The 21,808-nt window shown below is 54.0% G+C and carries 26 protein-coding genes, 2 pseudogenes and 1 riboswitch; of the genes and pseudogenes, 18 read left to right on the forward strand and 10 right to left on the reverse strand.

What is annotated here, in order from left to right; translation table 11 throughout:
• The first annotated feature begins 336 nt into the window (after positions 1-336).
• Together hrpB and ODQ19_RS23205 are read left to right on the forward strand one after the other, a co-directional pair.
• Positions 337-2,859 (forward strand): ATP-dependent helicase HrpB, encoded by a 2,523-nt coding sequence (gene hrpB / locus ODQ19_RS23200; protein WP_330211320.1) that lies wholly within the window; start codon positions 337-339, stop codon positions 2,857-2,859.
• 194 nt (positions 2,860-3,053) lie between these two features.
• Positions 3,054-4,043: a hypothetical protein gene (locus ODQ19_RS23205; protein WP_330211321.1), complete on the forward strand. Its 990-nt coding sequence runs from the start codon at positions 3,054-3,056 to the stop codon at positions 4,041-4,043.
• 109 nt (positions 4,044-4,152) lie between these two features.
• On the opposite strand, the gene ODQ19_RS23210 is transcribed toward ODQ19_RS23205, so the two are convergent.
• Positions 4,153-4,491, reverse strand: coding sequence for a hypothetical protein (locus tag ODQ19_RS23210; protein ID WP_256348844.1), 339 nt, complete (start codon positions 4,489-4,491; stop codon positions 4,153-4,155).
• Between ODQ19_RS23210 and ODQ19_RS28245 the strand changes: the two genes are divergently transcribed.
• Positions 4,421-4,609, forward strand: coding sequence for a hypothetical protein (locus tag ODQ19_RS28245; protein WP_369682540.1), 189 nt, complete (start codon positions 4,421-4,423; stop codon positions 4,607-4,609). The genes ODQ19_RS23210 and ODQ19_RS28245 overlap by 71 nt on opposite strands.
• Before the next feature lie 61 nt (positions 4,610-4,670).
• Here the strand turns inward: ODQ19_RS28245 and ODQ19_RS23215 are convergent, their stop codons facing one another.
• A complete protein-coding gene (locus tag ODQ19_RS23215; RefSeq protein ID WP_330211322.1) occupies positions 4,671-5,147 on the reverse strand; it encodes a helix-turn-helix domain-containing protein in 477 nt (158 codons plus the stop codon).
• A gap of 176 nt (positions 5,148-5,323) precedes the next feature.
• Between ODQ19_RS23215 and ODQ19_RS23220 the strand changes: the two genes are divergently transcribed.
• The 5 genes from ODQ19_RS23220 to ODQ19_RS28250 all read left to right on the forward strand — a co-directional run bounded on the left by ODQ19_RS23220 (position 5,324) and on the right by ODQ19_RS28250 (position 8,377).
• Positions 5,324-6,058 carry a metallophosphoesterase gene (locus ODQ19_RS23220; RefSeq protein WP_288855092.1) on the forward strand — a complete coding sequence of 245 codons (735 nt, stop codon included), beginning with the start codon at positions 5,324-5,326 and terminating at the stop codon, positions 6,056-6,058.
• Positions 6,059-6,133: 75 nt separating this feature from the next.
• Complete coding sequence (locus ODQ19_RS23225; RefSeq protein WP_060548094.1) at positions 6,134-6,451, forward strand: hypothetical protein; 318 nt, start codon at positions 6,134-6,136, stop codon at positions 6,449-6,451.
• Positions 6,452-6,549: 98 nt separating this feature from the next.
• The gene (locus tag ODQ19_RS23230; RefSeq protein WP_060548095.1) at positions 6,550-7,047 is read left to right on the forward strand and encodes a hypothetical protein; all 498 of its coding nucleotides are present in this window, start codon (positions 6,550-6,552) and stop codon (positions 7,045-7,047) included.
• Between the two features lie 81 nt (positions 7,048-7,128).
• Positions 7,129-7,758 carry an HAD family hydrolase gene (locus ODQ19_RS23235; RefSeq protein ID WP_060548096.1) on the forward strand — a complete coding sequence of 210 codons (630 nt, stop codon included), beginning with the start codon at positions 7,129-7,131 and terminating at the stop codon, positions 7,756-7,758.
• 352 nt (positions 7,759-8,110) lie between these two features.
• Positions 8,111-8,377, forward strand: coding sequence for an antitoxin Xre/MbcA/ParS toxin-binding domain-containing protein (locus ODQ19_RS28250; RefSeq protein WP_082630272.1), 267 nt, complete (start codon positions 8,111-8,113; stop codon positions 8,375-8,377).
• Positions 8,378-8,402: 25 nt separating this feature from the next.
• Here ODQ19_RS28250 and ODQ19_RS28255 read toward each other — a convergent pair.
• Positions 8,403-8,500 (reverse strand): annotated as a pseudogene (locus ODQ19_RS28255) (DUF190 domain-containing protein); the annotation flags it as partial.
• Positions 8,501-8,510: 10 nt separating this feature from the next.
• Entirely contained in the window at positions 8,511-8,894 is a 384-nt protein-coding gene (gene crcB / locus ODQ19_RS23240; RefSeq protein ID WP_017337059.1) for a fluoride efflux transporter CrcB, read from the reverse strand.
• A 138-nt stretch (positions 8,895-9,032) separates the two neighbouring features.
• A riboswitch (Fluoride riboswitch) is annotated at positions 9,033-9,094 on the reverse strand.
• Positions 9,095-9,406: 312 nt separating this feature from the next.
• On the opposite strand from crcB, the gene ODQ19_RS23245 reads away from it, so the two are divergent.
• Both ODQ19_RS23245 and ODQ19_RS23250 read left to right on the forward strand, forming a co-directional pair.
• A complete protein-coding gene (locus ODQ19_RS23245) occupies positions 9,407-10,849 on the forward strand; it encodes an ATPase domain-containing protein (RefSeq protein ID WP_330211325.1) in 1,443 nt (480 codons plus the stop codon).
• 24 nt (positions 10,850-10,873) lie between these two features.
• The gene (locus ODQ19_RS23250; protein ID WP_060548098.1) at positions 10,874-11,236 is read left to right on the forward strand and encodes a response regulator; all 363 of its coding nucleotides are present in this window, start codon (positions 10,874-10,876) and stop codon (positions 11,234-11,236) included.
• A gap of 207 nt (positions 11,237-11,443) precedes the next feature.
• On the opposite strand, the gene ODQ19_RS23255 is transcribed toward ODQ19_RS23250, so the two are convergent.
• Both ODQ19_RS23255 and arsN2 read right to left on the reverse strand, forming a co-directional pair.
• Positions 11,444-11,779 (reverse strand): hypothetical protein, encoded by a 336-nt coding sequence (locus tag ODQ19_RS23255; RefSeq protein ID WP_060548099.1) that lies wholly within the window; start codon positions 11,777-11,779, stop codon positions 11,444-11,446.
• Positions 11,780-12,000: 221 nt separating this feature from the next.
• Positions 12,001-12,462, reverse strand: a complete 462-nt coding sequence (gene arsN2, locus ODQ19_RS23260) for an arsenic resistance N-acetyltransferase ArsN2 (RefSeq protein ID WP_060548100.1) — start codon at positions 12,460-12,462, stop codon at positions 12,001-12,003.
• A 129-nt stretch (positions 12,463-12,591) separates the two neighbouring features.
• Here arsN2 and ODQ19_RS23265 point away from each other — a divergent pair, with 129 nt between their 5' ends.
• The 7 genes from ODQ19_RS23265 to ODQ19_RS23295 are packed head-to-tail and all read left to right on the forward strand — an operon-like array spanning position 12,592 to position 17,469.
• The gene (locus ODQ19_RS23265) at positions 12,592-13,014 is read left to right on the forward strand and encodes an arsenate reductase ArsC (RefSeq protein ID WP_033902852.1); all 423 of its coding nucleotides are present in this window, start codon (positions 12,592-12,594) and stop codon (positions 13,012-13,014) included.
• Positions 13,011-13,367, forward strand: a complete 357-nt coding sequence (locus ODQ19_RS23270) for a metalloregulator ArsR/SmtB family transcription factor (RefSeq protein ID WP_032856860.1) — start codon at positions 13,011-13,013, stop codon at positions 13,365-13,367. Before ODQ19_RS23265 ends, ODQ19_RS23270 begins: the two co-directional genes overlap by 4 nt.
• Positions 13,368-13,391: 24 nt before the next feature.
• Positions 13,392-14,675 (forward strand): arsenic transporter, encoded by a 1,284-nt coding sequence (locus tag ODQ19_RS23275; RefSeq protein WP_060548101.1) that lies wholly within the window; start codon positions 13,392-13,394, stop codon positions 14,673-14,675.
• Positions 14,676-14,691: 16 nt separating this feature from the next.
• Positions 14,692-15,162 (forward strand): arsenate reductase ArsC, encoded by a 471-nt coding sequence (locus tag ODQ19_RS23280; protein ID WP_033902850.1) that lies wholly within the window; start codon positions 14,692-14,694, stop codon positions 15,160-15,162.
• A gap of 47 nt (positions 15,163-15,209) precedes the next feature.
• The gene (gene arsH / locus ODQ19_RS23285) at positions 15,210-15,923 is read left to right on the forward strand and encodes an arsenical resistance protein ArsH (RefSeq protein ID WP_060548102.1); all 714 of its coding nucleotides are present in this window, start codon (positions 15,210-15,212) and stop codon (positions 15,921-15,923) included.
• A gap of 20 nt (positions 15,924-15,943) precedes the next feature.
• Positions 15,944-16,366: an arsenate reductase (glutaredoxin) gene (gene arsC, locus ODQ19_RS23290; RefSeq protein ID WP_236531232.1), complete on the forward strand. Its 423-nt coding sequence runs from the start codon at positions 15,944-15,946 to the stop codon at positions 16,364-16,366.
• A 32-nt stretch (positions 16,367-16,398) separates the two neighbouring features.
• Positions 16,399-17,469, forward strand: a complete 1,071-nt coding sequence (locus tag ODQ19_RS23295; RefSeq protein ID WP_236383504.1) for an ArsO family NAD(P)H-dependent flavin-containing monooxygenase — start codon at positions 16,399-16,401, stop codon at positions 17,467-17,469.
• Positions 17,470-17,495: 26 nt separating this feature from the next.
• Here the strand turns inward: ODQ19_RS23295 and ODQ19_RS23300 are convergent, their stop codons facing one another.
• On the reverse strand, positions 17,496-18,056 hold the full coding sequence (locus ODQ19_RS23300; RefSeq protein WP_060548105.1) for an arsinothricin resistance N-acetyltransferase ArsN1 family B: 561 nt from the start codon (positions 18,054-18,056) through the stop codon (positions 17,496-17,498).
• A gap of 343 nt (positions 18,057-18,399) precedes the next feature.
• On the opposite strand from ODQ19_RS23300, the gene ODQ19_RS23305 reads away from it, so the two are divergent.
• Complete coding sequence (locus ODQ19_RS23305) at positions 18,400-18,747, forward strand: hypothetical protein (RefSeq protein ID WP_200645846.1); 348 nt, start codon at positions 18,400-18,402, stop codon at positions 18,745-18,747.
• A 280-nt stretch (positions 18,748-19,027) separates the two neighbouring features.
• On the opposite strand, the gene ODQ19_RS23310 is transcribed toward ODQ19_RS23305, so the two are convergent.
• The 3 genes and pseudogenes from ODQ19_RS23310 to ODQ19_RS23320 all read right to left on the reverse strand — a co-directional run.
• Positions 19,028-20,236 (reverse strand): HEPN/Toprim-associated domain-containing protein, encoded by a 1,209-nt coding sequence (locus ODQ19_RS23310; RefSeq protein ID WP_330211323.1) that lies wholly within the window; start codon positions 20,234-20,236, stop codon positions 19,028-19,030.
• A gap of 269 nt (positions 20,237-20,505) precedes the next feature.
• Positions 20,506-21,594, reverse strand: a complete 1,089-nt coding sequence (locus tag ODQ19_RS23315) for a UvrD-helicase domain-containing protein (protein WP_330211324.1) — start codon at positions 21,592-21,594, stop codon at positions 20,506-20,508.
• Positions 21,587-21,808, reverse strand: a pseudogene (locus ODQ19_RS23320) (ATP-dependent nuclease); the annotation flags it as partial. The gene ODQ19_RS23315 and the pseudogene ODQ19_RS23320, both read right to left, overlap by 8 nt.

The raw sequence follows: 21,808 nt of genomic DNA on the forward strand, positions 1-21,808 counted from the left end.
CCAAGTGAGACGTGCTTCGTTCAAGCGGTGGACGGCGGTAAAAGATGACACGCCTTACGTGCATGAAAATCTGGGTTCAGGGACAAGCAAAGCCTGGTTTGATGATGTGCGCTCGGTTGGTATGGCCTTGGCTAATGTGTCAGAAAATGGTTTCGAGGAATGGTTGGGCCATAGCCTTTTCTCCGTTCATTCAGGACCGTGCAGGGTATAGGGCAATGCTTGCCCGAGGTTTGGAAGAGCTTGGGTAGCTTCACCACAGTTTCTCAGCTGACTTAGTCGGCCTGCGATCCTGCAACTGAGTGAGCGTATACTGCCGCTCATGTTGCAGGAGTACACATGAGTTCGTTGCCAATCAATTCCGCTTTGCCGGCCCTTCTGAAAGCTCTGAGCGAGCGTGATGAAGTGGTGCTCCAGGCACCACCCGGCGCGGGTAAAACCACCCGCGTACCGCTCGCCTTGTTAGATGAGCCTTGGCTTCAGGGTCAAACCATCATCATGCTTGAGCCTCGCCGGCTTGCTGCGCGAGCTGCAGCCGAGCGTATGGCGAACGAGCTGGGTGAGAAAGTAGGTGAGACGGTTGGGTATCGGATTCGCCTAGAGAGTAGGGTGGGCCCGCGCACCAAGATCGAGGTCGTCACGGAGGGGATCCTTGCTCGCCGGCTACAAGATGATCCTGCCTTGGATGGTGTGGGTATAGTCATCTTCGATGAGTACCACCTGCGTAACCTCGACTCAGACCTTGCACTGGCTCTATGCCTGAGTGGCCGCGAATTGCTGCGCGATGAGTCTCCGCTGAAACTGCTCCTGATGTCCGCCACCCTGGAAGGCGCTCGCCTTTCAAAGGTGCTGAATGATGCGCCTGTGGTCACCAGCGAAGGGCGGATGTATCCGGTCTCGAAGGTTTGGGGTAGCCCCTATCAGCCGGGCGAGCGAATCGATGCACGAGTCACGGACACCTGCTTGGCCGCCATCAACGAACAGTCCGGAAGCGTTCTGGTTTTTCTTCCTGGGCAAGCAGAAATTCGGCGGGTGGCAGAGACCCTCAAAGAGCAGTTGAGCAGCCGTTGCGAGGTGATCGTATGCCCGCTGTACGGTGACCTCGATCTGAACGCGCAGCGAGCTGCCATAGACCCCGCACCGAAGGGCTCTCGAAAGATTGTACTGGCCACCAACATCGCTGAGACCAGCTTGACCATCGAAGGCGTCAGGGTGGTTGTGGACAGTGGTCTTGAGCGAGTGCCGAAGTTTGATCCTCGCAGCGGGATGACCCGACTCGACACGCAGCGTATTTCGAAGGCCAGCGCTACTCAGCGAGCGGGGAGGGCGGGGCGTTTGGAGCCAGGTGTTTGCTATCGCCTCTGGTCGGAGTCGCAGCACGAGCAAATGGCGGGCTACAGCACCCCTGAGATCCTGCAGGCAGATCTCGCAGCCCTAGCACTCCAGCTGGCCCGGTGGGGAATGAAGCCGGAAGATATGACTTGGCTAGATCAACCTCCATCCGCCCCTTTTGGGCAAGCCAGAGATCTGCTGAAGCGCCTGGGCGCACTCGACGATGCTGGTCAGATAACACCGCATGGTTCGGCCATGAGTGAGTTCTCAGCGCATCCACGGATCGCTCACATGCTCATCAAAGGCAGCGCGATGGGGCTGGATGACCTTGCGTGCAATATCGCAGCGCTGCTTGGTGAGAAGGACATCCTGCGTGGAGCAGGTGCCGACCTTCACACCAGGCTGAGTGCTTTGTCTGGCGAGCAGCACTTACGTCGAGGTGGTGGCTCATTCCAGAGAGTGAAGCATTCTGCTCGGCAGTACCGATCCCACCTGCGTGGGAAGGCCTCCATCCCGGTTTGCGAGCTCGATCACCCGCGATGGGTGGGATGCCTACTGGCGTTCGCGTACCCTGACCGAATTGGCCTCCAGAGGCGTGCAAGTGCATCCGAGTACCGTCTCTCCAACGGGCGGGCTGCCGTGTTCTCAGAGCCTGATGCTCTCACCAAGCACGAGTGGCTGGTAGTGGCCGACCTGGGTAGCCGGCAAGGGCAGCGTGAGGAGCGAATCTACCTGGCAAGTGACCTTGATCCGGCCCTGTTCGATGACGAGCTGGCTTACCTTGTGAGGTCTGTCGATGAGGTCGACTGGGACGAGAGGGAAGGAGTACTCAAGGCTGAGCGGCAGTTGAAGGTGGGTCAGTTGGTGCTGTCCACAACACCTCTGCTAAATCTTGATGAGCAAACCCGTTCGCTTGCCTTGGTCAACCTGGTGAGGCGGAAAGGCATTGAGCTCCTGCCTTGGAACCCTGAGCTGCGGCAGTGGCAAGCGCGGGTCGATCTGCTGCGTCAGCTCGATCTTCAAAATGGGCAGGCAGAAACCAAGTGGCCTGATCTAAGCGATAACAACCTCCTGGACACGCTGGAGGAGTGGCTCACGCCGTATCTGAGAAAAATCACGAGGCTCAGCCAGTTCAGCCAGCTGGATCTGTCTTCGATAGTTAGAAACCTTCTGCCTTGGCCGCTCCCACAGGATTTAGAGGTTCAAGCGCCGCAGACGATTCAAGTACCTTCTGGTTCGAACATCCGCATTGATTATTCAGAGTACCCGCCAATCCTTGCTGTGCGACTACAGGAGTTGTTCGGGCTGACCGAAACGCCTCGGATTGCTCGGGGGAAACAGGCCCTGACACTGCATTTGTTGTCGCCGGCTCGGAGGCCTGTACAGGTCACCCAAGATCTTGCCAACTTCTGGCGGAGTACCTATGTGGAAGTCAAGAAAGACCTCAAAGGTAGATATCCAAAGCACTTTTGGCCCGACAATCCTTTAATCGCAGAAGCGACAGCTAAAGCCAAGCCCCGAAGGTCATGAGTGTTCAAGTAATCCCCAGCCTTATTGGCGGCTGACCGCTTCGCTGCCGATCCAGTAGCAGATGCGGCGAAAAGGTTGAACTAGGCGCGTCAATGCTATATATGCAGCTCCGATGAGGGCACTTGGGTCACCCCGGCTGACGCTAGGTCATGTCGTGTTTCCTCCCCACCGATTACAGCTATGGGAAGCACGCGATGTTTGAGATAGGAAGCCTGCCAGATTGGGACAATATTGCTGGTATTACGAGCGGCGTGCTCGCGCTAGGCGGAGCTCTGCTGGGAGTGAAGAAATTCGTCAAGAGGGCTGGGGCCAAAGCCGGTAGTGAGGCGACGGGAGCACGTGAAGAGGCTGCGTCTCACTCGACTTCTGGCAATCAAAGCCCGGTAGTGGCGAATAACACGGGCAACGTCAACGTCAGCTACAACACCACCTACCATAATCACCCGCCAGTAGAGTCGACGCCGCCTAACTCTGAGCCAGAGTGTGACATTCCAGGGCGTTGGAATCGCCAGCGGGCGATTGAGCTGTGCATGCAGCATCTGAACGCGGCGGATTGGAATGGCTACGATCCTGACCTGGAATTGCCGCTGGAGCACAACGTCATTGATCAGTATTCCTTGCCTTACAGCAATCGTGGGGAAGGGATGGTCGTTTTGTTTTACACGAAGACGGAAGGGCATGACTACCACGCATGTGCCCCGCACGTGAGCATTTTCGAATTCGAGAAAGTTGCAAAAGGGTGGAACCTGATTACAGAAGACATCGCCGTCTTCCGGGGAGGCGTTTGGGGTGAGCCGCCTCAGGCTAGCGTTCAGCTCATCTCGGGTGAGCGGTACGCCGTGATTTTCCGAGATGGGGACATGCACCAAGGTTGGTGTGTTGAAGCATCAACTATTCTTGCGAAGCTGGGCGACACCTTCACTCGCCTGCTCTTCATAATAACGGCACAAAGCGATGCGGACGGTAACGGGTGGTCGAGCGAGCTCACCTTCAAAGACAATGGCGAGGCGTTGCGCGATCTTGAAGTCCGGCGCAAGCCCGATGAGGGCTCCACGAACTTTGTATTCCTCGATGGGCGGGAAGAGTTGAAGCATATGGTGGCCGACTACCACAATAACATCCGCCCGTACGACCTTTTCAAGTTTAACGGCATCTCCTACACATACTCCCCGGCCATCAATTAAAGGCCACGTTCTTCTCCGGAAGGCGAGCGAGAGTGCCGGGCTTGTCGGCGACATCCTAGACAAAACGGGCTGTCGCCGCCCAGGCTGCATCGAAACTCTCCAGCGCACACTAGCGCACCCCCAAACCACGCGATTGCTTCTCCATGTCTACGGCAAAGGCCTGGCGCTGGTCTTCCGACGGCACGATGGCAACCATTGCGGCGCAACGCCCGGCCAGCCTGGCCCTGTTCTTCCTGAACCAGATACCGCGTGTTCTGAAGTCCTCGGCTGTTTCGTTCAGCGTGTCCTGGTGGTAGGTCACAATGAAAATTTTGCCGCTGACGAGCAGCCCATCCATTCCCATAAAGGTCAAGTCGATCAGTGCGCCGACGCCCTTGATGCGCAGGGTGGTGGTGAGCGGGGATGGGCTCTTCGGCCTCAGGCCTCTCCTCCCGGCACAGTGGGTCAAAGTGTTCCTGCCGTCCAAAACACATCACCAGGTTGGGCGCGCCTTCACCATCCGGGCCTTAGATGCTGACAAGCACGAGCTGACTTTCAATATCGCCTTGAGCTCTATTGGAGGCTGAGGCATTGGCTATGTAGGGTTGTGCGGCATCGAATGGGCATGGGTACCCCACAACTCCCTTTCTAGCCAGGCAGTTCTTTGAGCCAGTAACGCCTGACAGTCGCTTCAGGCAAACCCAGCGCTCGACTCACCTCCGCCTTCGACATGCCACTGGCCTTGAGCTCTAGCACAGCTCGGATTCGGTCTGGACTGCTGGGTTTGCCTCGCGTGCGCTTTACCAGCCCTTCACCAGCGTCCCAGTGCTTCTTCAGGCCCTGCAAGCCTCCCAGGGCTATGAAGCCCTCCAAATCCTGCGAAGCCTTCGCCATGACATCGATAGGTGATGACCCATCTTGGAGGGCCTGACACAGTGCGACCAGAGCCACGAGGTCGAAATCTAGGGCCAGCGCGATCTTGCTCAGCTTGACCAAAGAGACCTGCGTTTTCCCTTGCTCCAATCGCGACAGATTGGCTTGGGAACTGATCTCGGCGAGCTCCTCCTGGGCCGATCCTCTAAGGTCGCGCAGAGCTCGGACTATTGCTGCTATCTCGTTCTGCATGCTGAGCGCTCAAAACGAAGAATAGGGCCACAGCGCCATGCGTCGATAAATATCGAAAGCTGGCAATAATGGCGCTCATCGTTTATCGTGGGCCTACAGATGACAGCCTCGCCGCGTCCGGGCGACCGGCCAGGGAGTGATCAATTTATTAGAAAGTCGACGTCAGCAGGCTAGGGATGAAGCTTCACATACTGTCTGATTTACATTGTGAGTTCGCCGATTTCGTCCCCCCTGTGGTGGACTGTGACGTGGTCGTATTAGCCGGCGACATCCACGTGAAGTCCAGGGGGGCCAGATGGGCCAGCCTGACCTTCAGCACCCCTGTCGTATATGCCATGGGCAATCATGAGCACTACAGCGGCAATATAGATCGAACCCACAGCAAGCTGCTTGACGCTGCTGAGGAGCACGTCCACGTCTTGGAAAATCAGGTTTTAGAGTACGGCGATGTGCAGTTTCTCTGTGCTACGGCTTGGACAAGCCTGGCCGCAACCGGAGACCCAGTAGCTGCTTCTTGGTGTGCTCGTGACTCATTGAATGACTTTCGCGCTATCCGTGTTGGTGAACAGTATCGGCGTTTGCGCCCTGATGACCTGATCGCGAGAAATCGAGAGACGAAGGAGTGGTTAGAGGCTCAGCTGTCGCTGCCATTCAACGGTAAGCGTGTAGTTGTGACTCACCATCCGCCCCTTATGAAGTTCGTGAGTGACCAAGGAGCCGATCCTCACTTGCGAGCAGCCTATGGAAACAATTGGGATGGCCTGATGGATTTCAAGATCGATCTATGGATCTTTGGCCATACCCACGAAGCTGTGGATGAGGTTGTTAATGGCGTCCGGTTTGTGAGTAATCCTCGTGGTTATCCCACCGAAGAAACTGGCTTTCGGCCAGACCTAGTTGTCAGTGTATGAAGACTGATTGGGCTGCCGTCGTTTAGCTTTTTCAGTAAGTGAGTAGGTTTCAAATTCGAACGTGATGGAGAATCCATGAGTTGTCTGAATTCCCAGGGCTGGATGGTTGAGGGCGTAATACGACTGCCCAGTCTGGTGTCAGCTAAGTTGGCGATTGCGCAGGCCCATGATTGGGGTGCGCTAGTGGACGCGTACTTGGTAGATGCAGCTGAAGTTGGCGATCGTTTCGTTGCGTATGTGTATGGCGATCTTTCAGGGCAACTGGTTGATGGGATGACAATTGTCACACCCCCTAGTGAGGTGATAGCGGAGGTCGAAGGCATGGCGTTATTGCGGACAGTGTCAGGCAACGATCATTACGTCATGGTCAGCCGATTGCCTGCCGCCGCTTGAGTGCCCCCGCGTTGTCGAGGCCGCTGTCTCAGCCTACTTAATTAGGCCCCACCGTCATCTAATCCATTAATAGTTAATGTGTGTTTAAGGGAAGAAGCATGTCCGAGTTAAAGAAACTGACATTGACTGTTAAGAACTATGATGCTCAAGGGAGCGGTGATCTAGACGCTCTCTATCGACGTGTTAGATATGAAGATGAGCACGGCGCTACTCTCTATTTCAAAGAGGTTGTGATGCTGAAGTACCTTGTGAAACATGGTGCTTTGGCGACTGATGTTCCGCGAACTTGGTACTATAAGCATGCCTCAAAGAAATCGATAATTGTTGTCGCTTTTGAGAAGGCTGGTGGGAAAGTTGAGTGCGACTTGGATGATCTGCGAATTATTGCAAGGTCGACTTTGGTAAAGGGTGTGGTTATTTCGCTAGCAGCGGTTCCAGCTGGGATTATTGCTGCAACGGCAACCTTTGGAGTTGGGCTTGTCATTATTCCTATGTTTTTGTGGTATGGGTACAGGAACGTCTTCAAGCTTCCGAAAATGCTGGGTCGAAAAACGCTGGTGGATGAATTTTCAAAATTTGGCGTTACTCTTCGGTAGCTTGGTTTTTTGGTTGTTGAACTTGATTATCGTTAGAGTGGCTGGCTGTCTCGCTGACGGTGACCAGCGAAGGAAACTCAGATGAAGACCTGTGCCGTAATCTTTGACGCCTTCGGAACGCTGGTAGAGATACAGCAGCCGACACATCCGTTTCGACAGTTGCTTCGAGAGGGGCGACGCCAAGGCCGCTTGCCTCGCGCTGATGACATTCGAACGATCATGACCCGTTGCCTTTCTCTAAGCGAGGCTGCGCTGGCCTTTGGTATCAAGATCTCGCCCACCCAACTCGCATTTCTTGATCAATGCTTGGAGGAAGAGCTGGCAAGCATTCAGCCTTATCCAGACGCGGTTGAGGCCGTTGGGCTACTGCAAGCTGCAGGGGTGAGACTGGCCGTATGTTCAAATCTGGCAATGGCCTACGGCCCCGTAGTGGAAAGGATTTTCCCGCACCTTGGGGCCTATGGTTTCAGCTATCGCATTGGTGTTATGAAACCGCAAGCCGGCATCTACCAGCACACCTGCGATCTGCTTAATGTCCGGCCAGAAAATGAGCTCAGTGGTAAGAGACGGATCGTCATGATTGGCGACTCAGAAAGGTGTGATCGGGATGGGCCTGCCCTGGTCGGTATCAAGGGTTACCTGTTGCGCAGGAATGGAGGCGGGGCTTCCAATCTTTCCCATTTTGCACAATCAGTGCTGAGTGATACGTAGCTGCTAGCAGATCCTCAATTCGATGGTAAGCGTTGCGTCTGAGCTAAAGGGCCGCGCCACGAGGTGGCCCTGTCCATGCGTACGAACGGTCAGTGGGTGGGGAGGCTTATGCCTAGAACGAGGTTTGAAAGCGCGCTGGTAGCCCCGGATGTGTATCAGGGTCGCTCCGATGCACACCACTATGACTTCAATCAACAGCCAAGCCAGGACAATGAGTGTGTCTAGACCGCATGCGTGCAGATCATGGCTGTCCGGCACAATCGCTGAAGTGTTGAAGCCGTTGTACAGGGGCCGGGATGCCCCTGCACAGTGTACGAGGGGCGACCAGACCAGTATCACAAGAGGGTAAAGCATGAATGCGCTTAAGATTGTCGGGCAATGCGTTCGCTCCCCAATCGGCTGCTGGAGTGCTAGACATCGTTGCTGTCGGGCGCGTTACGAGCAGGTCTTCTCAATCGCGTTTGAAGTGTTTGGAAGCCGAAAGAAGGCGCAGCGATGGCTTGTAAGATCTGTGGTAGGTACAGGCCGTCAGGCACCCTGCTGGGTGCTGTACACACCTATGGGATTCACAATTATCCATGACGAACTTATGCGGCTTGATCACGGCATACGAGCCTAATCCCATTTAGCCTGTCGTTGCTCTGTATGCGTCTGGCCAAGTCATCTACCCAGCCCCGCCTAGCATCTTTCCCTGATAACGACGGTTTTGTTGGGTGAAGAAAACGACCATATAGCCTTTCATTTCTATCTCCTCAGCGAGTACCAATCATTTGGTAGGACAGAAGCCCGGCAGCGGTCATCGCTAACGAGCCTGCAACGTGCAACGAAATTGAGCCAAGCGCCCAGACCAGTCTGCCCTCCTGAATCAAGGCAACCGTTTCGGCTGAAAATGTAGAGAAGGTGGTAAGCCCACCACAGAAACCCGTGATGATCAGGAGACGCCACTCTGGACTGAGGGTAGGAGAAGCGGCCAAGAAGGCGATGGCCAGGCCGATGATGTAGCCCCCAACCATGTTCGCGACCACAGTACCTGGAGGAATCGTAGGAAACAGAGCATTCAGTTTCATGCCCAATATCCAGCGCAACCAGGCTCCAAGTGAAGCGCCAACGGCGATGACCATTAATGACTTCAGCATGGCGAGCCCACCTCATCAGACCTGAGTGGACTAACTGGCAAGCGGCTCGCGCCGAAAGAAAAAGGAAAGTCGGAGGGTAAGATCATAGCCTGTCCTAAAATGGGGGACAGGGAGACGCACCTACGCACCCTGTCCAGGGTTCACGTAGGCATCATCAGCACGAAGGCGGTTAAAGGAGGAATGCCATCTCCTTTCTTCATCCTATAGCAGCGACCAGCAATGCTTCAAGCGGTTCTAAGCAATCCAGGCACGTGGTACGCATCAGGCATGTTTGAGGTAAATGCACGCAGCCGGCTGCTGCATTTGAATCACTGCAAGATCAGAGGGTCATCTGCTAGCAAGGTTGATTTCACAAGAGAGTTAACTGGATGAAGTTTGAGTAAAAGACTGCCTTGGTTCGGACGGATAACTTTCTTAGCCAACCATGCTCTAGGCCCAATGGCTCTAGAACGAAAATGGCGTTAGCATTCCGTCCACTCGGCTTAAACAGCCTGTTTTCAGATCAGGGTCGCATTGTGGAAAAGCTAAAACGCCTCGAAAGTGGAATCGAAGGGCTCGACGCTCTGCTCAAGGGCGGACTGGTAGCAGGCTCTTCATACATAATCCAAGGGCGCCCAGGGTCTGGAAAAACGATCCTAGCGAACCAGCTTGGGTTCCATCATGCGAGCAATGGAGGCCGGGTTCTGGTCGCCACGCTGCTGGCCGAATCGCATGACCGTCTCTTTCAGTTCCTTTCTACGCTGAGCTTTTTCGACTCTTCCAAAGTAGGCGCCGAAATTCAGTTTGTCAGCGCGTTTGACACGCTGGAAAACGAAGGTTTGGATGAAGTTGTGAAACTGCTTCGACGCGAGATAAGCCGTCAGAAAGCCACAGTGATGGTGGTAGACGGTTTGCTCAATGCGCGCTCAAAAGCTGATTCACACATCGACACCAAGAAATTCATTTCTGAACTGCAAGGGCATGCCGCTTTTGCTGGTTGCACGGTGCTGTTTCTTACCAGCTCCCGCCTTGACGACGGCAGTCCTGAGCACACCATGGTTGATGGCGTCATAGAGATGGGCGAAGAGCTATATGGCACTCGCTCAGTGCGTCGAATTCAGCTGCGCAAAACTCGCGGCAGCGGAGCCATGACCGGTCTTCACGAGTGTGAAATTACCGACAAGGGCTTGGTGGTTTACCCGCGACTCGAAAGTCTCTACAGCCACCCGTCTTCTCCCGACAGCGCTGACATGACGCGTATCGCCAGTGGCATCAAATCACTGGACGACATATTAGGCGGAGGTCTGCACAGCTCCAGTGTATCTCTGGTCATAGGCCCTTCTGGGATCGGAAAGACGACTCTGGGCTTTAAGTTCCTGGCCGAGTCGACTGTGGAAGCGCCGGGCCTTCATTTTGGTTTCTACGAAAGCCCACAACGGCTGCGGCTCAAAGGCCAATCACTGGGTATCGATATCAAAGGCATGGAAGATAGCGGCGCGTTGAGCATTGCCTGGCAGCCCACCACAGAGGGTCTCCTAGATGGGCTTGGCGCCCGACTGCTGAGCATCGTTGAAGAAAAGGGCATCAAACGTCTATTCATCGATAGCCTGAGCGGCATGACGCGAGTCACGACAAATCCAGCGCGGATTACTGACTTCTTCAGTGCTCTGATGAACGAACTACGATCCAGAGGCGTTACGGTATTTGCATCCTGGGAAATGCGCGATCTGTTTGGCTCAGAGGTCAGCGCACCGAACTCTGACCTCTCCAGCATCGTCGACAATTTGGTTCTGATGCGGTTCTCTGAGAATCACTCTGAACTAAGCAGGACGCTTTCCATTCTTAAAGTACGAGACAGCTCTTACGACCCTACGCGTTTTGAGGTCGTCATCCGTGATCAAGATGTTTTCCTGAAAAAGGCCTCAAGACATGAACCTTCAGTCCCGACTGAGACATTGCCCGGTTCAAAATCTTAAGCCTTCGTGCGGGTTGAATTTAACATGACCACCATCTTGGTCGTCGACGACGAGTATTTGATCGCTGATATTCTCAGTTTCGCGCTGGAGGATGAGGGGTTCATGGTGGTGACGGCCAGCAACGGTCAGAAAGGGCTTGAAGTGCTCGATAGAGAGCGGCCTGCTTTGATCATTACCGACTTTATGATGCCGGTCATGGACGGCCTGGAATTCGCCACTGCCGTTCGAGCTTTGCCTTCGGCTAGTCAATTGCCGATCATCCTGATGAGCGGTGCTCAGGCACACATCGGTATGCAGAGATCGGATCTGTTTGATGCTGTGTTGGAGAAGCCATTCAACATTGACTCCATCATTGCCGAAGTTAAAAAACTTTTGGCTACTGATTAGCGGGTTGTCGAACTACATACCCCGACCAACCTCAAGCCGGGCTACAGTCAAGTCCGGCGACAGCCTCTCGACGGGGATGAGTAGTAAAAGGTCATCCACAGGATACTCAGCGCTATCGGGATGGATGTGACAGTCCAAACAAGTAATCTACCCGCAGCGCTGAGGGCACTCATAAATGCCCTGACTGATTAGCGAGCTCGGGAGCGACTACATCGGTTTGACCGAAACCACGTCCACGTACTTGTACTTTTTCCTAGCCGCCTTCACTGCATCATGTTCGGCAAGTAGAGAGCTCAAGATATCGGCCTCGTGAATCAACTCGTGCACTTCCCCCTCAAATTCGTTTCCCACTCGTAGCGTGACCCTCAGCCTGGGCGTGAACGATTTGGCCGCTTTCTTCTTGGCTGCTGGAGCAACCACCGGTTTTGTGAACACAACCTTTGGCACTGACTCCAGAACTGGAGGAGCAGAAATCTGCACTTCAGGCGGAACCTCACCAAACAAGGCACGACGCATTTCTTCTTCAGTTAAATCAGCGCTCATAAAACATCTCGATGGAGAAGCAATTAACTCAAACAATTCTACAAGGATGTGAGCTTATGCGACTTGACCACGGCATACGAGCCTAATCCCATCTAGCCTGTCGTTGCGTTCTATCGAGTGGGGGCGCCATACCAGAAGCTGTGCGATTCGTGGTCTTGTGCGCCGAGCCTCACTGCCACATTTTTCCGATCTGGCCTCTCAGGCTATCGTTGGGCAGACTATCAGCCATTGACGAATGGTAACGCCTTACACATGTAGCAAGCCGAGCCAGGGCAAAGCCCCCTGAACTGCTCCGTCTGTGAGATCAGAGGCGGCGCAGAGCCTCGCTGGTGTAGCGCGTAGCCCTGCTGCTCAAAAAATCTTGGTGCTGTTGTTGTCAGCAAATGAAATCGAGCGATTCCCTGCCCGGCGGCTATCGCTTCAATGACTCGAAGCATTTCAGCTCCAACCCCTTTCGATCTGCATGCCGGCTCCACGACCAGGGAACGCAGCAACCCGTCCGTACCATGCGTTTCGAATCCTCCCCATGCGACCGTCTTACTGTCCAGCGTGAACTCAAAAAAGGTTCGGCCCGGAAGATCAATATCGTCTGATGGAAGGTCAGCAGATTTCAGTGCATCGCGAAAGCGCTGCCATTGCCCACCGGCTATTTCCGTTGCCTGGATCATCATCTCCCACTCCATCCTTCCATCTCCTTTGTGCTGCTTTGCATGGACTGTTACGGCCCAAGCCGAAGCCGTAGTCATCATATTCGCTTTACCGAATATCTGCCAAAGCGTATATTCGATTTTCCATATGCATCGAGTCTAGTCATGACCCCTGCTATCAAAGTGCTTTTCGTGTGCGTTGCCAACTCAGCCCGCTCCCAGCTTGCAGAGGCTTTGCTGCGTCACACCGACCCGCGCTTCGAGGCCTTCAGCGGAGGATCCCAACCCTCTGAGGTTGATCCGCGCACGATTCAGGCGTTGGAGGCAGTTGGAGTCGATGCGACGGGCCTGCGAAGCAAGTCCATCAGCGAGTTTCAAGCTGATCGATTCGATTACGTAATCACTCTTTGCGATAAATCCGCCAGCGAGTGCCTACCAATGCCCAGTGCAGGTGAAGTCATTGCCTGGGACTTTCCTGACCCAGTAACGAACGATGATCCCGGTGCATTTCGCCACACGCTCCACGACATCCACGAGCGCATCAAGCTCTTCGTTTTGGTCAAGACCAAACACCTGGAGGATCTATGACAGAACCCATGAACCCCACCACGTTATTCAAGTGCTTGGCGGATGACACCCGAGCCAAAATTTCCCTGCTTGTCGTGAGCGAAGGCGAGCTGTGTGTCTGCGAGCTGACGGCGGCACTCGACCTGAACCAGCCGAAGATTTCTCGTCATTTGGCCCTGCTGCGTTCTGCTGGTTTGTTGATGGATCGCCGGCAAGGTCAGTGGGTGTACTACCGCCTGAACCCCGATTTGCCTGCGTGGGTAACTGCGGTTTTGAAAGAAGTCGTAGACGCCAATCAGCAATGGCTGGAAACCGAGACTAAACGCCTGTGCGGTATGAACGACCGTCCGATCAACCAGGCCGTGTGCAGCTGATTCACGCCCAACCGGATTAACGAAATGCTGATTGCCGTATTGATATTTATCGCCACCATCGTGCTCGTCATCTGGCAGCCCAAAGGGCTCGGAGTTGGTTGGAGTGCCACGTTGGGTGCCATCGTGGCGTTGCTGGCAGGCGTCGTTACTCTTGCAGACATACCCGAGGTCTGGCGCATCGTCTGGAATGCTACCGGAACTTTCATCGCGGTCATCATCATCAGTTTGCTGCTTGATGAGGCAGGCTTTTTTAAATGGGCTGCGCTGCATGTGGCCCGATGGGGAGGCGGAAGCACCCGCAAGCTGTTCGCATTTATCGTCCTGCTTGGCGCAGCGGTGTCGGCCCTGTTCGCCAATGACGGAGCAGCATTGATCCTCACACCCATTGTGATCGCGATGTTGCTGGCGTTGCGTTTTTCTCCTGCGGCTACTTTGGCATTCGTCATGGCAGCCGGTTTTATCGCCGACACGGCGAGCTTACCGCTGGTGGTTTCCAACCTGGTCAACATCGTTTCTGCCGACTACTTCGATATCGGCTTCAACGAATATGCTTCGATCATGGTGCCGGTAAACATCGTCAGCGTGGCAGCGACATTAGCCATGCTGCTGTGGTTTTTCCGCAAAGATTTACCAAAGACCTATGACCTCAACCAACTGAACAATCCGGACGAGGTAATCCACGACCGGGCCACGTTTGTAGCCGGCTGGTGGGTGCTGGCACTACTCCTGATCGGCTTCTTTGTCATTGAGCCGTTGGGGGTGCCAATCAGCGCCATTGCAGCGGTCTGTGCGTTCATTCTCTATGTCATCGCGGCTCGTGGTCACGCCATCAACACAAGCAAGGTGCTCAAAGAGGCCCCATGGCAAGTAGTGATTTTTTCTTTGGGTATGTACCTGGTCGTCTATGGCCTGAAGAACGCCGGCCTGACCGACCACATCGCGCAGATCCTGAACGTGTTCGCCGGTTATGGCGTTTGGGGCGCGTCCCTGGGTACAGGGCTGCTAACAGCATTGCTGTCTTCGATCATGAACAACATGCCCACGGTTCTGGTTGGTGCCTTATCCATCCATGCCGCCGAAGTTGATGGCGTCGTACAGCAAGCAATGGTGTACGCCAACATCATTGGCTGCGATCTAGGCCCGAAGATCACTCCAATTGGCAGTCTGGCCACGCTGCTGTGGCTGCATGTGCTGGCCAAGAAGGACATCAAGATCAGTTGGGGTTACTACTTCAAGACTGGGATCGTGCTGACCTTGCCTATCCTCGTCGCCACCTTGTCTGCCCTGGCATTGCGCCTCAGTTTCTGAATCAAGGAATCTTCTGATGAAAGTCTTGTTCATGTGCACCCACAACAGCTGCCGCAGCATTCTGTCCGAGGCGCTTTTCAACCACTTGGCGCCCGAGGGCGTAGAAGCTGTCAGTTCAGGAAGCTTTCCCAGTGGCCGGGTGAATCAAAGGGCACTGCAGACACTGGAGGCGGCGGGTATCTCTACTGCGGGCTTAAGCAGCAAGGCTTCGGACGCTTTTGAAGGCTCGCCGCCAGACATCGTGATCACTGTCTGTGACCGGGCTGCAGGTGAGGCATGCCCAATCTTCTTCGGGCCAGCTTTGAAGGCGCATTGGGGGCTGGCCGACCCGTCTGAGGCTAGCGGGTCGGAAGCCGAGATCACCGCTGCGTTTGAAACCACATTAGCCAAAATTCACGAGCGCGTGAGCGCATTTCTTGCGCTGCCACTGAAGACCATCAGCACTGACCAGTTGAAAGCTGAACTGAACCGCATCGGTTCGCTTTAAAGATCAACCGAGGCGGCACCCAACCAGGCGCCGCTGTAGGAGTTTATATGCAAGACACATTGCCGAACGTCCACGCCGACCTGATCGACATTCCTTCGTTGGAACAACTGGAGCCGCGTACGCCTTCGCTCCATAGACCGCGCATTCTTCTACTGTATGGATCAACGCGAGAGCGCTCATTCAGCCGGTTGGTGACTCAGGAAGCAGCCCGCTTGTTGGAGGAGTTTGGCGCCGAAACCAAAATCTTCGATCCCTCGGGTTTGCCGCTGCCGGACGATGCTCCGGATACCCATCCCAAAGTGGCGGAATTGCGCGAACTCATGCAATGGTCTGAAGGACAGGTGTGGTGTTCGCCTGAACGGCACGGCTCCATGAGCGCAGTATTCAAGGCCCAGATCGACTGGGTTCCGCTTGCGATTGGTGCAGTTCGACCTACGCAAGGAAAGACCCTTGCAGTAATGCAGGTCTGCGGTGGCTCGCAATCTTTCAACGTGGTCAATCAGCTGCGCGTACTGGGCCGATGGATGCGGATGTTCACCATCCCAAACCAATCTTCGGTGGCCAAGGCGTTTACCGAGTTCGACGAGGCAGGTCGTATGAAGCCGTCCTCGTACTACGACCGACTCGTGGACGTGATGGAAGAGCTGATGAAGTTCACGCTGCTGTTGCGGGGTCGCCAGGACTACTTGGTTGATCGGTACTCCGAGCGTAAAGAGTCCGCCGAAGAGCTTTCCAAACGCGTCAACCAGCGCTCCATCTAACGTCAGTGCGAGGAAACTGTATGAGCCAGATCACGATCTATCACAACCCGCAATGTGGCACCTCTCGCAACACCTTGGAGCTGATCCGCAACAGCGGAGAAGAGCCGACTGTTATCGAGTACCTACAGAGCCCACCTGACCGCCCCACGCTTGTCAGATTGATCAAGGATATGGGTATCGAGGTGCGCGCTCTTTTGCGTATCAAAGGCACTCCGTACGAAGAGCTGGGATTGGGCGATGCATCGCTGACGAACGAACAGCTCATCGATGCCATGATGGCTCACCCTATCCTGATCAATCGCCCCATCGTCGTGACGCCTTTGGGTACACGCTTGTGTCGACCGTCAGAGGCAGTCCTCGACCTTCTGCCGCAAGAGCAGCGCGGCAGCTTCGTCAAAGAAGACGGACAAGTCGTCATTGATGAGAATGGCCGCAGGGTTTAAACCGATGTAAAGCAGATGGGCCTGGGGGGACGCTGGTGAATCAAAACTCGAAATTTGATGTAGTGGTCATTGGCGGTGGCCAATCCGCGCTCACCGTAGCCTATTTCTTGAGGCGTACAGGCCTTTCCTATGTATTACTCGACGCCGAGTCAGCACCGGGAGGGGCCTGGCGGCATGGGTGGGATTCTCTCCGACTATTCTCGCCGTCTGCTTGGAGCTCTATTGCCGGCTGGCCCATGCCAGCAGTATCCGAGGGGACTCCTGGGCGGGACGATGTTGTCGACTATCTAACTCAGTACGAACGCCGATATGACTTTCCCATCATCCGATCCACGCGGGTAAACCGTGTCGAGAAAATCGAAGACGGATTACGGGTTGTCGCCGAGGGAAGAGCCTGGGAGGCCAAAGCGGTTATCAGTGCAACAGGCACCTGGAGCCGCCCATTTATCCCAAGCTATCCCGGACAGGAGTTGTTTTTAGGGCAGCAGCTTCATTCCGCTCATTACGTTGGGCCGGATGAGTTTGAGGGGAAAACTGTCCTTGTCGTCGGTGGTGGCAACTCGGGAGCCCAGATTTACGCCGAGGTTTCCAAAGTGGCTCAGGCAACCTGGGTAACTCAAGAAGTCCCAAAGTTTCTACCTGATGAGGTTGATGGGCGCGTCCTGTTCGAACGAGCTACTGCTCGATTGAAGGCGCAACAGGATGGTGTGGAGCCTGAGCAGCCCGCTGGAGGGTTGGGCGACATCGTAATGGTGTCATCGGTGAAAGACGCTCGTGAACGCGGTGTATTGAGCGCAGTACGGCCATTCACGCACTTCACTTCGACAGGCGTTGTGTGGTCATCAGGAGACGAAACAAAGGTGGACGTTGTCATCTGGTGCACGGGATTTTCTCCCGCGCTCGACCACCTGAGCAGCCTGGGCGTTGTAGGCCTGGACGGTAAAGTGGCTGTGGACGAAAATCGAAGTGTTGCGTCACCCAATTTGTGGCTGGTGGGTTACGGCGATTGGACAGGGCTCGCCTCTGCGACATTGATCGGAGTAACCCGCACCGCTCGGGATGTAGTCAACCAAGTCCAAAGCTATCTCACTAGCGAACCCTGATGTCTCGCGACGCAAATCGAGTGTGCCTACTGTGATGCGACTTCAAGCTCAGGAAAGAGAATAGGCTCCAGTGGAGGAGTTGCCGGACACAGCCCGAGCCGCCAGTAGCCGACGTCGTGCCATTTTCCAAGCTTGAAGCCTACCTCCGGATATGTGCCGATTTGGACGAACCCCAGCGACTCATGCAGGCCCACACTTCCTTCATTGGGCTGCGCAATTCCGGCGTACGCTGCGCGAAATCTCTGCTTATCAAGAATCGGAAGCAAGGTCTCATAGAGTTCACGGCCAACACCCTGACGGCGAGCTGACTCTGCTATGTACACCGTCACGTCAACAGCCCATCGGTAGGCCGGACGAGCCCTGTGCTGGCTTGCGTAGGCGTAGCCCTTGATCTCGCCATCCTCTTCAGCCACTAGGTAGGGATATGTCTGAAGTGTCGTCGCTATCCGCTGAGCAATTTCCTCAACGCTTGGCGGGGTCTCTTCGAATGAGATCGCTGTATTTAGAACAATGGGAGCATAAATGCGCTGGATGGCTTCTGCGTCGGTGATTACTGCCGTACGAATTTTCAAACCCTTTACAGCCATCGTGAATGATCTCTCGTTGAATAGCCGTCGTTCGGCACTCGGAATCTAACTACACTCGCCGCAGCGATGCATTTCTGACTGAAACCGGTGACTGGTATGGCTTAGAGGCAGAAACGATCGACATGGCCAATGTACCTGCTGGGCGAGGTCGTAGGCGATCACAATTCGCACTTGGCGACCTACTGCGCGCTTCGAAAATTCGGATCTGTAAACTAAATTTTTGATCTGTAAACCTCGGCGGTTAACACGTTAAAAAATTGGTTTACAGGGTGCATCTGAATTCTGGCCGCGCTTGGGGCTATGTTGCCAATTTATGGATAATGCGAGCCCGACATCGGATTCTATGACCCCACTGTCTGATGGTCAGCTCTGGTCTCTTGCCTGCGAAGCCTATGGGGATGATCTCCCTGTAATCCTTCGATCGCTTTTAAGCGTCTACGAGCGTCGTCCTGGGCTGAATAATCCTATCCGTGTTCACAGGTCGGTCATCGGCGTTGATGGCTTTATAGCGCTTCGAGAGGCCCTTGTTACACAGCGCTCCAATAGTTTCCATCAGATCCAAGGTTGCTTGGAGATCCGCGAACCTCTGGCTTGGCATCTCGTACGCCATCTGCAGCAGAAGCTGATCATCGATGGGCATGCCCCTGCTTCAATCCGCGACCAGCGTTTTGCGGCAGACCTGGGGCTTTGAGTTTATCCCGGTGACGCGACTAGTCGCGCATTGGGTCACGGCGGTGCTGGTCGTCATCAGTTGTGGCAGTCCCTTTGTCCGATTTCGATCGCAGCTGTTTGATCGATACACCCGCTTCGCTGAAGTCTGGCATCATGTCCGCGAACTCCATGGGTGACGAGACGGTGCTTCGGGCAGCAGTGCGCAAGTGCCTGGATGAAGAGCGTATAGGGCCGATTCATGGCCTTGGGTTCAGTGACTGTGGCCCTTACGTGGGTGATTGCTGCGAAGCTAAAAGCAGTCACATCACAATAATTTGGAATCTCGGGTTTGGGCTCCAGTCGCTTTCATTATCATTTTCGTAGAAAAGCAAGTTGTTTCGGATTTGATCGTCAATTTTTTCCAGGAATGAAACAATCGACGATATAAGAGCAATAACGTTTTGCTCTGTTATATTGCGATACTCGCCTTTAAAAGTTTTGCCATTTCTGTGGACGATATCGTGCCGGATCTCAACAGCTTTCTTTAGTTCTAGTGTTTCTTCTCTAGGGAAGTTTACAATCAAAACGTTTTGATATAGTTTTGATGTTTCTTCGATGTTGTGAAAGCTGGTCTTGTCGAGTAATGCCGACACATCTTTTTCAAGCTTTTCAAGCGTCAGGTATATCTCACTAATCTTGATTTTTTTCTGAAACGAATCTTCAAATTCAACATACCTTCGGATTACTGCTTGATTATTAAATATTAATTTTCTCATTGTGTCTGATAGATATGTTTCAAGCGCGGTGATAACACCTGCAAACAGAAGCTTTGCAAGTGTATTATTTACTTCGACCGTGTGCACAATGTTTTCTATTTCATGTATCGAAGTTTTAAAAATTTCATAAAGGTATGTGCGCGGCTGAAGGTACTCGATATACGTATCGAACGCAGCTATAGATCCTGCCTTGACGCAGTCTGTGCAGTCCATTATCACTTCGGCGTCGTCAGGAGTAACTTCTAACACTGCGAGCGTGTAGCAGTCGGGAGTAATGCAAGGGAAAGAAGTATATCGATTATCGCTGTTCCATTTGCCAACACTAGTCAAATAGTTTATTGCCGCATCCGTGTGCTGATAGTTATCATGTAGAGCGCGTCGATCTAGCTCCTCATTTACGATGACTTTTAATTTGGATAACCAGTCGTCTAACGTCATTCCGGTAATTGCGTTGCGAAGAGTGGCTACGTCGTCCGGGTAGTATTCTGTTGCAAATTCAAATTCTTTCTCAATATCTATAATGGCTCGCTCATACTCCGATTCTAGGAGACGTCTGTCGCACCCTTGGAGCGCTAGTCGACGACGGGCCGTCGCTGCGTCGGTCACATATAAATACCGCTTAGTACCAATGTTAGCTTCATTCCCTTCCCTAGTTATACGATCGGATTTTTGGAAATACCACTCCGAGAAACACTGACTAGAGTTGCTAAATACTTCGAATCCTTGAATTTTAATGTCATACCAGCTGGACATTACTGCCTCCTTATGGTTGCTAGATCGCGACGCCGGCCGACAAATGCTATGCGTCGATTGCAATTGCTTGCATATCTAACCTGGGCCAGTGTCGCTCGACGGAGCGCCCGAAACAGAGGAGACAGCCAAACATTAGCCTGAAGTTAGCATTTCGCCATTAAGTCGTCGAGCGGCTGCTTTTGGCCGATCAGGGTCGGCCAGCGGGCTGGTCAAATCCGACGCAAACGACTGGTCAAGTCGAATTCAAATGGGTGGTCAAGTCCATGCAATTACTCAGCGGCGACAGTTGGATGCCAATAGGGGATCTGTGAGGCCCCTGGCTTATCCAAGACAATCGCCACACTTTGCTCGGCCCGTGTGACCGCTACATAAAAATCGGCTGCGGATAGGGGCAAGAGATACTCCCCTTTGCTGATGAACTTGCCGATAGGTTCGGTTGGATAAATCAGCACGCGGTTGAAGGTTTGCCCTTTGGATACCCCAAAGTTCATGTAGTTGAGGTCGAACTCCGTCCCCGAGCGAATGCTGTTGCGCAGGCACTGGGGTTGGAATGTCTCAACGTACTGACGGACGTGAGTCTTCTTCACGAGGAAAACGCCGTCGTGGGGTGTGATCGAGTGATTCTGTGAGGTCGTTTCCGGAAACTCCCAGATTGCCTCGAAGATGGTGTCGGAAAAGGTAGCTATTGTCTGGCAGCACCTCCACGTGATAGAGCTGTAGTTGATTTCCAGGCGGCCTGCTTTCTGCTGTTTTTTGAACCATGCAATGGATTTCGAGTAGGCAAAGGCCTTCTTCATTTGACCACGAGGATTGGTGGACAAGACTGCCTGCCGGACGTCCCCGACGAGCCGTATCTCAATGCGTGTGCCGAACAGCGCCTCCAGGATGTCCCAGTCGTAACCTGAAAGATCCTGAACCTCGTCGATGAGTATTTCGTCGTAAAGGCATTCGAGGCGTTGAATCAAGGCCCCGCCGCTTTGGCCAATCAGTTGGTGGGCCAAGCGTGCTAATTCCTTCGCATACACACTGTCCGACGAATCGAAAAATCGATTCTCACCGCTGGCATATCGTCCTGGATCACCTTCGAAATTGAAGCCCCTGCAGCGCTTGCCGGGGAATGCGAATGGGACGAAGGGTTTGACGAAATGACGCAGCAAAAAGCTGAACCAGCCAGAGACTTCCAAGCCGGGTCGGTCTCCGGCATACCGCCTTACGCGCTCGCGCAACTCGATCTGATTGGCCTGGGCGAAGGTGATGAGCAGAACTTTGCGATCGGCTGCTAATGCTTTGCAATGCTCCACCAGGCCTTGAGTCTTGCGAGCACCCGCAACTGCCAGGGTCAGGTAGTTTTTAGCCATGAATGAACGCCGCAGCCGCAGCCATATATGGTGGCGGTGTGACCGTCTCCTTGGATTTGGCGATGAGAAGTGCTGCTTCCGTTTTCTCTCTCGACATCCATTTCTCAAGCTTGGCCCTATCAGTGGCCCCAAGAATCTTGCGCAGAGACTCTTCGCTGTTGCACGCCCTCAATTGTGGCTCCAATGTCCTGCCCGCTTCCTTTGCACCAATAAA

It is taken from the genome of Pseudomonas sp. AM4(2022) (assembly GCF_036346515.1).
Taxonomy (GTDB): domain Bacteria; phylum Pseudomonadota; class Gammaproteobacteria; order Pseudomonadales; family Pseudomonadaceae; genus Aquipseudomonas; species Aquipseudomonas paracarnis.

Coding starts and splice junctions, on each gene's coding strand:
- hrpB (WP_330211320.1), top strand. CDS start 337: ATGAGTTCGTTGCCAATCAATTCCGCTTTGCCGGCCCTTCTGAAAGCT.
- ODQ19_RS23205 (WP_330211321.1), top strand. CDS start 3,054: ATGTTTGAGATAGGAAGCCTGCCAGATTGGGACAATATTGCTGGTATT.
- ODQ19_RS28245 (WP_369682540.1), top strand. CDS start 4,421: ATGCGCAGGGTGGTGGTGAGCGGGGATGGGCTCTTCGGCCTCAGGCCT.
- ODQ19_RS23215 (WP_330211322.1), bottom strand. CDS start 5,147: ATGCAGAACGAGATAGCAGCAATAGTCCGAGCTCTGCGCGACCTTAGA.
- ODQ19_RS23220 (WP_288855092.1), top strand. CDS start 5,324: ATGAAGCTTCACATACTGTCTGATTTACATTGTGAGTTCGCCGATTTC.
- ODQ19_RS23225 (WP_060548094.1), top strand. CDS start 6,134: ATGAGTTGTCTGAATTCCCAGGGCTGGATGGTTGAGGGCGTAATACGA.
- ODQ19_RS23230 (WP_060548095.1), top strand. CDS start 6,550: ATGTCCGAGTTAAAGAAACTGACATTGACTGTTAAGAACTATGATGCT.
- ODQ19_RS23235 (WP_060548096.1), top strand. CDS start 7,129: ATGAAGACCTGTGCCGTAATCTTTGACGCCTTCGGAACGCTGGTAGAG.
- ODQ19_RS28250 (WP_082630272.1), top strand. CDS start 8,111: ATGAATGCGCTTAAGATTGTCGGGCAATGCGTTCGCTCCCCAATCGGC.
- crcB (WP_017337059.1), bottom strand. CDS start 8,894: ATGCTGAAGTCATTAATGGTCATCGCCGTTGGCGCTTCACTTGGAGCC.
- ODQ19_RS23250 (WP_060548098.1), top strand. CDS start 10,874: ATGACCACCATCTTGGTCGTCGACGACGAGTATTTGATCGCTGATATT.
- ODQ19_RS23255 (WP_060548099.1), bottom strand. CDS start 11,779: ATGAGCGCTGATTTAACTGAAGAAGAAATGCGTCGTGCCTTGTTTGGT.
- arsN2 (WP_060548100.1), bottom strand. CDS start 12,462: ATGGAGTGGGAGATGATGATCCAGGCAACGGAAATAGCCGGTGGGCAA.
- ODQ19_RS23265 (WP_033902852.1), top strand. CDS start 12,592: ATGACCCCTGCTATCAAAGTGCTTTTCGTGTGCGTTGCCAACTCAGCC.
- ODQ19_RS23270 (WP_032856860.1), top strand. CDS start 13,011: ATGACAGAACCCATGAACCCCACCACGTTATTCAAGTGCTTGGCGGAT.
- ODQ19_RS23275 (WP_060548101.1), top strand. CDS start 13,392: ATGCTGATTGCCGTATTGATATTTATCGCCACCATCGTGCTCGTCATC.
- ODQ19_RS23280 (WP_033902850.1), top strand. CDS start 14,692: ATGAAAGTCTTGTTCATGTGCACCCACAACAGCTGCCGCAGCATTCTG.
- arsH (WP_060548102.1), top strand. CDS start 15,210: ATGCAAGACACATTGCCGAACGTCCACGCCGACCTGATCGACATTCCT.
- arsC (WP_236531232.1), top strand. CDS start 15,944: ATGAGCCAGATCACGATCTATCACAACCCGCAATGTGGCACCTCTCGC.
- ODQ19_RS23300 (WP_060548105.1), bottom strand. CDS start 18,056: ATGGCTGTAAAGGGTTTGAAAATTCGTACGGCAGTAATCACCGACGCA.
- ODQ19_RS23305 (WP_200645846.1), top strand. CDS start 18,400: ATGACCCCACTGTCTGATGGTCAGCTCTGGTCTCTTGCCTGCGAAGCC.
- ODQ19_RS23310 (WP_330211323.1), bottom strand. CDS start 20,236: ATGTCCAGCTGGTATGACATTAAAATTCAAGGATTCGAAGTATTTAGC.
- ODQ19_RS23315 (WP_330211324.1), bottom strand. CDS start 21,594: ATGGCTAAAAACTACCTGACCCTGGCAGTTGCGGGTGCTCGCAAGACT.